This window comes from Streptomyces diacarni, from assembly GCF_003323715.1.
GTDB lineage: Bacteria > Actinomycetota > Actinomycetes > Streptomycetales > Streptomycetaceae > Streptomyces > Streptomyces diacarni.
Genome location: NZ_QOIN01000056.1, coordinates 1 through 10,201 on the forward strand (window position 1 = coordinate 1; position 10,201 = coordinate 10,201).

Below are 10,201 nucleotides of genomic sequence, written 5' to 3' on the forward strand. Positions count from 1 at the left end.
GCGTCGGCCAACGACTCCTCGCCCTCGCAGCCGCACTCTGGCGCAACTGGACCACCGGCGCCGACGTCAAACGATCACTGACCGCCTACGACCACTAAAAACATCGGACTCACTCATCTAGTCGGACCGTTCCGCGCCCTCGCGGCCCCCCGTGGCGTGCACCGCCAGCAGGGCCAAGCCGCTGAGGAGGAGGATGCGGGTGGCGGACTGAAGCCCGTTCCACTTCTCCGACTGCCACATGGCGAACCACTCCCCGCCGATGGCGAGGAAGCCCGCGCCGAACAGCAGAAGGAGCATCGACAGGCCGACGGTGGAGACGGCGCGCGCCCGCCCGGGGTCGCGTCGCAGCCACAGCCACGTCCCGGCGATCAGGACGAGTGCCGAGGCCGTCTCCCAGACGATGATGGCGACGTAGGCAGCGTCCTGCCAGGCCCGCGACGTGATGGCCCGCCACATCAGGTCCTCGTCGCGGAAGGTGGTGTCCATGGCGAGGACGTGCCGCACGAACTGCTGGTTGGTGCCGAAGTCGGTGATGTTGCCGAAGGCGACCAGCGCGATGTAGAGGGCGACCGAGGCGGTGAGGACCGCGGCGGCCGCCTGGCGGGCCGTGCAGGAGCCGCGCCGGCGGGGGGCCGCCGCCTTGTCGCCCTGGCCGTGAAGGTGTTCCGGTGAAACGCTCATGATCAGACTATTGCCGGTGTCCGGCCGTTCCGGCCACCCCGTTCCCACCGCGCCACTCGCCGGCGCCGCGGGCCCGTGCGGGGAGCAACCGCCCCGCCGGCCCAGGCGTTCGGCGCGAGCCTCGCTCAGGCGCTCTCCCGCTCCGCCCGGCGACGCCGCGCCGGCCGCCTCGTCCGCTTCGCGCGCACCTCGTCCTCACCCGTGTCGCGCCGTAGGACGAGCGCGGCGATGACGACGCCGACCGTGACGCAGCCGGCGGCGGCGAGCATCGTCGCGGTCTGCGCTTGGGTGAAGGCGGTCCGCGCGGCGGCGGCGACGGCGTCCCCGCTGCCCTCGGGCAGGCCTGCGCTGTGGTCGAGGGTCGCGGCCAGCGCGCCGCGGGCCTCACCGGGGACGGTCGCGGGCAGCCCCGCCCGGTAGACCGCTGCCACGAGTCCGCCGAGGAGGGCGACACCGAGCGCGACACCGAACTGCTGGTGCGTGTCGTTGAGCGCCGAGCCGAGCCCCGCCCGGTTCTTGGGTACGGCCCCCAGCACGGTGCTGGTGACGGCGGGGCCGGCGAAGCCGTTGCCGCCGCCCACCAGGAACAGGCCGGCGGCGGCGAGGAGGTAGCTGCCGTGCGGGGTGAGTGCGGCCAGGAAGAGGAAGCCCACGGCCGTGGCGGTGAAGCCGGCGATGACGCTGAGCCGGTGTCCGATGCGCGCCGGCGCCCGGCCACCCGCGTACGAACCCAGCACGACGCCCGCCGCCATCGGGGCTGAGGCCAGGCCTGCCTGGAGGGGGTCCATGCCGCGCACCAGTTGCAGGTACTGGGCCAGGATGAACAGGGTGCTGCCGGTTCCCATGGAGATGATGGTCACGGCGGCGCTGCCGCCCGCGAACTGGCGGTCACGGTAGAGCGACAGGTCCACCATGGGGGCCTCGGCCCTCCGCTGACGCCGCAGGAAGGCGGCCCCCGCCAGCAGCGCCACCGGCGCGGCCACCAGGACGGCGGGCTGCGACGGCCCGCCCTCTCCGGCCAGGATCACCCCGGTGGTCAGCGCGACCATGCCGACGGTGATCCACGCGGCGCTTCGCGGATCCACCGGGCGGGCGCCGCTGTCCCGGGACTCCGGCACCAGTCGCCAGATCGCCACCACGGCCCCGCAGGCCACCGGCACGTTGACCAGGAAGGCGCCGGTCCAGCTCCACAGCGCGACCAACGCGCCGCCCAGCACCGGGCCGACGGCCATCGCCACCGAGGCGACGACGCCCCACACCGCGAAGGCCCGGGGACGCTCGTGCGCGGGGAAGACGTGGACCAGGAGCGCCAGCGTGGCGGGCATCACGAGTGCGGCGCCGACGCCCATCAGCGCGCGCATCGCCACCAGCCACCACACGGACCAGGCCAGGGCGGCGGCGGCCGAGGAGAGGCCGAGGACGACCAGTCCCGCGACCATCGCGCGCCGTCTGCCCCAGCGGTCCGAGAGGGCCCCGGCCGTGATCAGCAGCCCCGAGAAGACGACGGTGTAGGCGTCGAGCACCGCCTGCTGCCACGCCGTGGACGCCTCGAACCGGGCGGCGATGGAGGGCAGCGCCACGTTGAGGACGGTGTTGTCGACGACGATCACGAGCAGCGCGGCGCAGATGGCCACCAGGATCGCCCAGCGGCGCGGGTGTCCCTGGTCCTGGGCGCTCTCGTGCCCGTCGGGGGCTGTCCCGCTCACGCGTCTCCGATCGGTCCGGGTGGGCCGCCGCGCCGCCTTCCGCGCCGCGCGCCGTCGTCCGCCCCGTACGGCTGCCGGGCTCGCCGTGCCGCCGCGGGGTCTCTCCCGCACGAACGTAGCCTGCCGCCCGTTTGCCCGCTCGTGCGGGCCTCCCGGTTCCGGCGCGGGTCCCGCCCCTCAGGAGGACCCGCGGCGGATCAGCTCCGTGGGGAGGACGAGTTGGGGCTGTCCGGCGTCGGGAGCAGGGGCACCGCGCGGGTCGGGTTCGGTACCCATCAGAGCGAGCAGCATCCGGACCATGGCGCGCCCCATCTCCTCGATGGGCTGCTTGACGGTCGTCAGCGGCGGGTCCATGTGCCGGGCGACGGCGGAGTCGTCGAAGCCGACGAGCGCCACGTCGTGCGGCACGTCCCGCCCCGACTCCCGCAGGGCCAGCCGGGCGCCCGCGGCCATCACGTCGGAGGCGCAGAAGACGGCGTCCACGTCCGGATCCCGCTCCAGCAGCTCCCGCATGGCGCGGTGGCCGCCCTCCTCGGTGAAGTCGGCCTCGGCGACCAGCCGCCCGCCCGGTGCCGCCGCCGGTCGGTGGGCCGCCTCCACGGCAGGCCGCGCGCCCGGCTCGGGGCCGGTCCTGCCGGCTGCCGTGAGCGCTTCGTGGTAGCCGGCCAGCCGGCAGCGGGCGGCGTACATGTCCAGGGGGCCTGTGATGGTGGCGACCTTGCGGCGTCCTCGTCCGATGAGGTGTTCGACGGCGAGCTGGGCGCCGAGGAGGTTGTCGGAGTCGACGTAGGGCACGTGTTCGGCCGACGAGCGGCGGCCGCTGAGCACCGCGGGCATGCCGACGTCCCGCAGCAGGTCGGGCAGCGGGTCGTCGGCGTGTACGGACACGAGCAGCACGCCGTCGACGCGGTGGGCCGCGGCGTACTGGGTGAAGCGGTCGCGGCTGCGCTCGTCCCTGATGAGGGTGAGCAGCAACTGCTTGTCAGTGTCGGCGAGTTCGGCGCTGACGCCGCGCAGGATCTCGGAGAAGTAGGGCTCGGCGAAGAGCCGGTTCTCCTGTTCGGGGACGACGAGGGCGATGGCGTCCATGCTGCCGGCGGCCAGGGCGCGCGCCGCACGGTTGGGGACGTAGCCGAGTTCGGCCACGGCCGCCTGAACGGCGGCGCGGGTGCGTTCGCTGACCCGGGGCGAGCCGTTGATGACCCGCGAGGCCGTCCCCCGCCCGACGCCGGCGCGGGCGGCGACCTGTTCCAGGGTGGGCCCGGTCTTCTGGGCGTCTCCCCCGCGGGCTGCTGGCATGGACGGTCCTCCTTCCGGCGGCCGGGTCGAGCGACCGCGGCCGGTACGCGTGCGGCTGTGGATCTCATTCAACTACACGCGCTGATGGAAGCGCTCCCCCTGTCACAGCCCTTGACGCAGCGGCGCTCCTCGCCCATTCTGCAACGCATGAATGGGAGCGCTCCCACACACGGGTGCGGATGCGGCTCCCGCTTTCGGCAGCATTTCGGGAGGGGCGGCACAGCCATGGCCATCAGGAAGACGAGCACCACCGGGAAGAGAAGCGAGGGCCGGGCGCACGTCCCCGCGGGGCAGCGGCGCACCGGGCACCGCGCGTTGCGCACCCGCCCCCTCGCCTACGGCCTCACCGCCGTACTGGGAGCCGGTCTGCTCAGCGGCTGCGCACAGGACAGCGGAGGATCGAGCGCGAGCGCCGACGGCAAGACCACCGTGTCCGTCGGGGTCTTCGGCGTCTTCGGCTACAAGCAGGCCGGCCTCTACGACGAGTACGAGAAGCTCCACCCGAACATCCGCATCAAGGAAAACGCGATCGAGCGGAACGAGAACTACTACCCCGCCCTGCTCAACCACCTGTCGGCCGGCAGCGGCCTGAGCGACATCCAGGCCGTCGAAGTCGACAACATCAGCGAGGTCGCACAGCTGCACGCCGACAAGTTCGTCGACATGGCCAAGGCCGAGGGAGTCGACAAGTCCGACTGGCTGAGCTGGAAGTGGAACCAGGCCAAGGCCCCCGGCGGCCAGGTCGTCGGGCTCGGCACAGACATCGGGCCCATGGGCATCTGCTACCGCAAGGACCTGTTCGAGAAAGCGGGCCTGCCCAGCGAGCGGGACGAGGTCGGCGAGCTGTGGAAGGGCGACTGGGCGAAGTACGTCGAGACCGGCGAGCGGTACATGAAGGCGGCACCGAAGGACACCGCCTTCACCGACGGCGCCGCGGGCCTGTACAACGGCGCGGTCTCCAGCTACCCGGTCAAGTACTACGACGCCGACGGCAAGCTGGTCTACAAGAAGAGCAAGGGCGTGCGCGAGTCCTGGGACCTGGCCATGCGCGCCGTCGACGGCAAGATGACCGGCAAGCTCAAGCAGTTCGACAAGGAGTGGGACCAGGCCTACGCCAACGGCGCCTTCGCCAGCGTCGTCTGCCCGCCCTGGATGCTCGGTTACATCAAGGAGAAGGCCGGCGAGAAGGCCGCGGACAAGTGGGACGTGGCACCCGCGCCGAAGCCCGGGAACTGGGGCGGCTCGTTCCTGACCGTCCCCAAGGGCGGCAAGAACGAGAAGGAGGCGCTGAAACTGGCCCAGTGGCTGACCGCCCCGAAGCAGCAGGCGAGGCTGTTCGAGAAGCAGGCCAGCTTCCCCAGCGCGAAGGCGGCGTACGACCTGCCCGAGGTCAAGGACACCAAGCACCCCTACTTCGGTGACGCGCCCATCGGTGACATCTTCGCCGAGGCCGCCGAGGGCATCCCCACCATCCCGCTCGGCCCCAAGGACGGCGTCATCAAGACGACCATCTCCGACATCGGCATCCTCCAGGTGGAGCAGCAGGGCAAGTCGCCCGAGGAGGGCTGGAACGCGGTGGTGAAGAAGATCGATGACGTCGTCGAGAACTGATCCGCTCCCCCGGGCGCGGACCACGGGGCCGCCCGGGGCCGCCGGAGAGGAACCGGCAGAGGACGGCCAGGGCGGCGCGGCAGCCACCGAGGTCAGCGGCGGCGCCCGGGGGCCGGGGCCCCGCGTCCGCCGGCGCCACCGGTGGGACGCACGGTTCAGTCCCTACGCGTTCATCGCGCCGTTCTTCCTCTTCTTCGCGGCCTTCGGCCTCTTCCCGCTGCTGTACACGGGCTGGGCCTCGCTGCACCGCGTGTCGCTGCACGATCCCACCCACATGGAGTGGGTGGGGCTGCACAACTTCTCGCGGCTGCTGGAGGACGACTTCTTCTGGAACGCGCTGCGCAACACGCTCACCATCGGTGTCCTGTCCACCGTGCCGCAGCTGCTGATGGCCCTGGGTCTGGCACACCTGCTCAACTACAAGCTGCGCGGCTCCACCTTCTTCCGCGTCGCGATGCTCACCCCCTACGCCACGTCCGTGGCCGCCGCCACGCTGGTGTTCGCCATGCTCTTCGGCCGCGACTACGGGATGGTCAACTGGGGCCTGGGGCTGATCGGCATCGACCACGTCGACTGGGAGAACGGCACCTGGACCTCCCAGCTGGCCGTCTCCTCGATCGTGATCTGGCGGTGGACGGGCTACAACGCGCTGATCTACCTCGCCGCCATGCAGGCCGTCCCGCACGACCTGTACGAGTCCGCCGCGCTGGACGGCGCCTCCAGGTGGCAGCAGTTCCTGCACGTGACGGTGCCGAGCCTGCGGCCGACGATCCTGTTCACCGTCGTCGTCTCCACCATCGGCGCCACCCAGCTGTTCGGTGAACCGCTGCTGTTCGGCGGCTCCCAGACCGGTGGCGGCTCCCACCAGTACCAGACGCTGGGCCTGTACCTGTACGAGCAGGGGTGGTTCAACTTCCAGCTCGGCCGCGCGTCGGCCATCGCCTGGGCGATGTTCCTCCTCCTCATCGTGGTCGGCCTGGCCAACTGGCTGATCGCCCGACGACTCAACAAGACCCACTGAAGGGGGCGGGAGATGTCGCACACCACCACCCCGCGCCGCGCCAGGGGCGCCGGGCGACACCTGCACGCCGGGAAGTTCACCTACGCCGTCCTGCTGCTGTTCACCGTCGGCTCGCTCTTCCCCCTGGTCTGGACGGCCGTCGCCGCCTCACGGAACAACCAGCGGCTGGCCGAGACGCCACCGCCGTTCTGGTTCGGCGGGGACCTGTTCGCCAACCTGACCACCGCGTGGTCCGACGCCAACATGGGCAAGGCGCTGTTCAACACCGTCTTCGTGGCGGGCACCATCGCCCTGACCACCGTGGTGTTCGCCACGCTGGCCGGGTACGCCTTCGCCAAGCTCCGCTTCCGGGCGAAGAACGCCCTGCTGCTGCTGGTGATCGGCACCATGATGGTGCCGCCCCAGCTCAGCGTCGTCCCGCTGTTCATGGCGGTCGCCGAGCTGGAGTGGACCAACCAACTGCAGGCGGTCATCCTGCCGATGATGGTCAACGCCTTCGGCGTCTTCTTCATGCGCCAGTACCTGGTCAGCGCGCTGCCGACCGAGCTGATCGAGGCCGCCCGGGTGGACGGCGCGCACAGCCTGCGCATCGTCTGGCACGTCGTCTTCCCGGTGGCCAGGCCCGCCATGGCCGTACTGGGCATGCTGACGTTCGTCCTGGCCTGGAACGAGTTCTTCTGGCCCATCATCGCGCTGACCCAGGACAACCCGACGGTGCAGGTCGCGCTGACCGGTCTCGGCCAGGGCTACATCCCCGACGAGTCCGTCATCATGGCCGGCGCACTGCTGGGCACCCTGCCGCTGCTCGTCGTCTTCCTCCTGTTCGGCAAGCAGATCGTGGGCGGCGTCATGCAGGGGGCCGTCAAGGGCTGAGCCGGCCTACAGGCGGGCCCGCGGGCCGGAGCCGGGACGGACACCCGTGGGGGCGTGTCCGTCCCGGCTCCCCGCCCCACCTCCTCCGCGCACGTGCCACACACGTGCACACACCGCACACCGCGCACGCGTCCGATGGACGCACACGCCTCCGACGACCGATCCGGGGCACCGCCCGTGCCCCGCACACCACGGGGCACAGCCGTGTCCCGCACGATGGGAGCGCTCCTATGACTCTGTCACCCGACACCGCCGCACACAGCGCCACCTCCCTCGATTTTCCCAGCGGATTCCTGTGGGGCGCCGCCACCGCCGCCTACCAGGTCGAAGGCGCGGTACGCGAGGGCGGACGCACCCCCTCCATCTGGGACACCTTCTCCCACACGCCCGGCAAGGTGGTCGAGAACCAGACGGGGGACGTGGCCTGCGACCACTACCACCGCTACCGCGACGACGTGGCGCTGATGTCCGAACTCGGCCTGGGCGCCTACCGCCTCTCCGTCTCCTGGCCCCGCGTCCAGCCGACCGGGCGCGGCCCCGCCTCGCAGCGCGGCCTCGACTTCTACCGCGCGCTGACCGACGAGCTGCTGACAGCGGGCATCAGCCCGGTCGTGACCCTCTACCACTGGGACCTGCCCCAGGAACTGGAGGACGCCGGCGGCTGGCCCGCCCGGGACACCGCCCACCGCTTCGCGGACTACACGCGCCTGGTCGCCGAGGCGCTCGGCGACCGCGTCGAGCTGTGGACCACGCTCAACGAACCCTGGTGCAGCGCCTTTCTGGGTTACGGCTCCGGCGTGCACGCCCCGGGGCGCACCGACCCCGTCGACGCGCTGCGGGCGGCCCACCACCTCAACCTGGCACACGGACTGGGCACCCAGGCGCTGCGCTCGGCCCTCCCGGGCCGCGCCCAGGTGAGCGTCAGCCTCAACGCGGCCGTGGTACGGGCCCGTACGGACAGCGCGGCCGACCGCGACGCCGCCCGCCGGATCGACGCACTGGCGACCCGCGTCTTCACCGGGCCCATGCTGCACGGCAGGTACGACGAGGACCTGCTGGCCGACACCGCCGAGCTCACCGACTGGTCCTTCGTCCACGACGGCGACACCGACACGGCGCACCAGCCCCTCGACGGCATCTGCGTGAACTACTACACCCCCACCGTGGTCTCCGCCACGCAGGAAGGCACCGAACCCGAACGCCGGGACGGCCACGGCGCCAGCGCCCACTCGCCCTGGCCGGCGGCGGACCGCGTCTCCTTCCACCAACTTCCCGGCGAGCGCACGGCGATGGGCTGGAGCATCGACCCCGGCGGCCTGACCGAACTGCTGCTGCGCTTCCGCTACGAAGCGCCCGGCACGCCCCTGTACGTGTCCGAGAACGGGGCCGCCTACCCCGACACCCCCGACGCGGACGGCCAGTACCACGACCCCGACCGCATCGCGTACGTGCGCAGCCACCTCCAGGCCGTCCACCGCGCGATCAGGGAAGGAGCCGATGTCCGCGGCTACTTCGTGTGGTCGCTGCTGGACAACTTCGAGTGGGCGTGGGGCTACGGCAAGCGCTTCGGCATCGTCCACGTCGACTACGCCTCGCAGCGACGCACCCCGAAGTCGAGCGCCACCTGGTACGGCCGCCTCGCCCGCTCGGGCACCCTTACCCAGGAGTGACCTGCCGGAGGCGCGCCGACGTCCCGGCGGTTCAGTCCGTCCGGCCGTCGGCCGCCTCCGCCTCGGCGGCGCGTTCGATCACCTCGCGTTCCCGCCGCGCCCTGCGACGGTCCTCGCGATCGGCGTCGACCACGTCCAAGAAAACGTGGTCGACGTCGGCACACCGCTCGGCCAGGCCCCTCTTGACCCGGACGAGCGCGTCCTCCACGTACTCGCTCTCCACCCCGGGCGCCAGGTCGACACGGGCGGCCAACAGCACCGAGTCCGGGCTCATCCGCATCGTCAGCACCTCGGTGACCGCGTCGATCTCGGGCTGCGCGTCGAGGAAGTCGAGGATCTCCCGGCGCAGCACCGGGTCGGCCGCCACGCCGATGAGCTGGTCCTTGGCACCGCGTCCGAGGACGAAGGCGACGTAGACCAGCAGCGCACCGATCGACAGCGACGCCACACCCTCGTACCAGCCCTGCCCCGTCACCATGTGCAGCGCCATTCCGGCCATGGCCAGCACCACACCCAGACAGGCCGCGCTGTCCTCGGCCAGCACCGTCCGCAGGGCAGGATCCTCGCTGTGCCGTACCTCGGCCCGCATCGTCCGGCGCGCCTCCCGCGCCTGCCCACGCACCTGAAGCACCGCCCTGACCAGCGACGTCCCTTCGGCGAGCAGCGCGAGGAAGAGCACGAGCAGACCCACCACGTAGCCCGTGAGCGTCTCCTGGCTGCTGGAGGTGAACGCCTCGAAGCCCTGGAAGAAGGAGAAGCAGCCGCCCGTGACGAAGATGCCGACGGCAGCGATGAGAGACCAGAAGAACCGCTCCTTGCCGTAACCGAACGGGTGCGCCGTGTCGGCGGGTTTGCGGCTCCGCTTCAGCGAGGCGAGGAGGAAAACCTCGTTGAGGCTGTCCGCCACCGAGTGGGCGGCCTCCGACAGCAGCGCGGGTGACCCGGCGACGAGCCCGCCCGCCAGCTTGGCGACGGCGATCAGCAGATTCGCGCCGAGCGCGACCCACACGGTCGTCTTCGTCTCCCCGTCCTGCCGTGTCCCGTCCGACGGCGCGGCCTTCCCCTGTGGCGGCGCCCCCGATGCTGTCGTCTGCGACGCCGACGTCGCTGCCTCAGTCATCGACTCCTCGACTCTCCGGCTTCCATGAGCGCGGCCACGAGTACCCCCCTCGCTCGGCTTCACAGCGGGTGACGAAAGAGAACCCGGGCCGCCACGTCCTGCCGACGGTGGGTGTGGGGTCGGTGTGCTGTGGGTGAGGGCGGCGGGGGCCGGATGTGAGGGCACCCATAGGGGCCAGATCACATACGAAGCACCTTCGCATGTCCGCTTTGCCGGGATC

The 10,201-nt window shown here is 71.6% G+C and carries 8 protein-coding genes and 1 pseudogene; 5 read left to right on the forward strand and 4 right to left on the reverse strand.

The annotated features are described in order from the left end of the window. A pseudogene (locus tag DTL70_RS34495) lies at positions 1-98 on the forward strand (IS982 family transposase); the annotation flags it as partial. 19 nt (positions 99-117) lie between these two features. Here the strand turns inward: DTL70_RS34495 and DTL70_RS27900 are convergent. The 3 genes from DTL70_RS27900 to DTL70_RS27910 all read right to left on the reverse strand — a co-directional run bounded on the left by DTL70_RS27900 (position 118) and on the right by DTL70_RS27910 (position 3,686). Further along, a complete protein-coding gene (locus DTL70_RS27900) occupies positions 118-681 on the reverse strand; it encodes a DUF2165 domain-containing protein (RefSeq protein WP_114024790.1) in 564 nt (187 codons plus the stop codon). 125 nt (positions 682-806) lie between these two features. Next, the gene (locus DTL70_RS27905; RefSeq protein WP_114024791.1) at positions 807-2,387 is read right to left on the reverse strand and encodes an MFS transporter; all 1,581 of its coding nucleotides are present in this window, start codon (positions 2,385-2,387) and stop codon (positions 807-809) included. 177 nt (positions 2,388-2,564) lie between these two features. Further along, positions 2,565-3,686 carry a LacI family DNA-binding transcriptional regulator gene (locus tag DTL70_RS27910; protein ID WP_114024792.1) on the reverse strand — a complete coding sequence of 374 codons (1,122 nt, stop codon included), beginning with the start codon at positions 3,684-3,686 and terminating at the stop codon, positions 2,565-2,567. A 225-nt stretch (positions 3,687-3,911) separates the two neighbouring features. Between DTL70_RS27910 and DTL70_RS27915 the strand changes: the two genes are divergently transcribed. The 4 genes from DTL70_RS27915 (at position 3,912) to DTL70_RS27930 (ending at position 8,861) form a co-directional block, all read left to right on the forward strand. Beyond that, positions 3,912-5,297, forward strand: coding sequence for an ABC transporter substrate-binding protein (locus tag DTL70_RS27915; protein ID WP_114024793.1), 1,386 nt, complete (start codon positions 3,912-3,914; stop codon positions 5,295-5,297). Continuing rightward, positions 5,278-6,318: a carbohydrate ABC transporter permease gene (locus tag DTL70_RS27920; RefSeq protein ID WP_114024794.1), complete on the forward strand. Its 1,041-nt coding sequence runs from the start codon at positions 5,278-5,280 to the stop codon at positions 6,316-6,318. The genes DTL70_RS27915 and DTL70_RS27920 overlap by 20 nt, the downstream gene beginning before the upstream one ends. A 12-nt stretch (positions 6,319-6,330) precedes the next feature. Then, a complete protein-coding gene (locus DTL70_RS27925) occupies positions 6,331-7,191 on the forward strand; it encodes a carbohydrate ABC transporter permease (protein ID WP_114024795.1) in 861 nt (286 codons plus the stop codon). A 230-nt stretch (positions 7,192-7,421) separates the two neighbouring features. After that, a complete protein-coding gene (locus DTL70_RS27930) occupies positions 7,422-8,861 on the forward strand; it encodes a GH1 family beta-glucosidase (RefSeq protein WP_114024796.1) in 1,440 nt (479 codons plus the stop codon). 31 nt (positions 8,862-8,892) lie between these two features. Here DTL70_RS27930 and DTL70_RS27935 read toward each other — a convergent pair whose 3' ends face one another. Next, complete coding sequence (locus tag DTL70_RS27935; protein WP_114024797.1) at positions 8,893-9,981, reverse strand: cation diffusion facilitator family transporter; 1,089 nt, start codon at positions 9,979-9,981, stop codon at positions 8,893-8,895. Positions 9,982-10,201 lie beyond the last annotated feature (220 nt).